Here is an 860-nt window from a genome sequence, read left to right as displayed (position 1 = left end):
CCAAACTGTTTAGAATTGAAATCACAGAAAGTATTAATATCGCACAAAATCTCATTACTAATTTTTATTTAGTTCCTTTCCAAAAGATAGTTCTTCCGTATACTGCTGTTGATTGTAATCTTGTTTTTCCAGCATTCATATTACGTTTGCCGTCATTAAAATGCGTTGGAGCAATGCGAATTTGAGGTGCTTTAAACGATTTTCCAACATTTTTCTTCCATTTTGCATAATGCCCATCGGAGATTTTCCATCCCATAGTGTTCATATGAATTTCGAATCTACCTGTGCTTCTACGCATGTCATTTGAAGAAAATTGGGCTTGTTCTGCGCCATCCCACATTGTTGCCCCATAGCTGTAATCTGTGCCACCAAACAATGCATTAATTTCTGCCGCTATTGCTGTTCGCATGAGAGGTAATTCATTTCTTTGACTTTCACCTTTTTTACGAAAGTCTTTAGCTGGCTCAGAGTTTACACCATAAGCTTTGGAGTTTCTTTGATGTACACTTGCAATTGCATACATCTCTTTCATCATTTCATCACTTGGTTCGTCTTTTTTATTTCGAACGAGATATGCACTACTCTCCCCATAAACGGCAGATGCTTGTCGGACAAACTTATCGTAAGATATGTTTAACAATTTTGCATTTTTTTACTTCAACTCAAAGGTTGCCATAAGCAGCACCTTATTGCCATCTATGTTATCTTCGTAGAAGAAGCGATAGACGCCTGGCTTGTTTGGCAGAATATCGGGAAAAAGATGGGCCGTGATGGTGCCGCTTTGACCATCGCTTAAAACATGACCGATGGCCGTGAACGAGCAATCGGTGGGCACAACAAACCAATTGCCATCCGCTCCT

At 39.5% G+C, this 860-nt stretch carries 1 protein-coding gene and 1 pseudogene; both read right to left on the bottom strand.

From position 1 onward, the window contains the following. Window positions 1–64: 64 nt before the first annotated feature. Window positions 65–640, bottom strand: a complete 576-nt coding sequence (locus tag DXD25_RS15585; protein WP_117664302.1) for a hypothetical protein — start codon at window positions 638–640, stop codon at window positions 65–67. Between the two features lie 12 nt (window positions 641–652). Further along, a pseudogene (locus tag DXD25_RS16795) lies at window positions 653–860 on the bottom strand (energy transducer TonB); the annotation flags it as partial.

Source organism: Prevotella sp. TF12-30 (genome assembly GCF_003436715.1).
GTDB classification, from domain to species: Bacteria; Bacteroidota; Bacteroidia; order Bacteroidales; family Bacteroidaceae; genus Prevotella; species Prevotella copri_A.
This window is presented reverse-complemented; position numbering and strand designations above follow the sequence as displayed.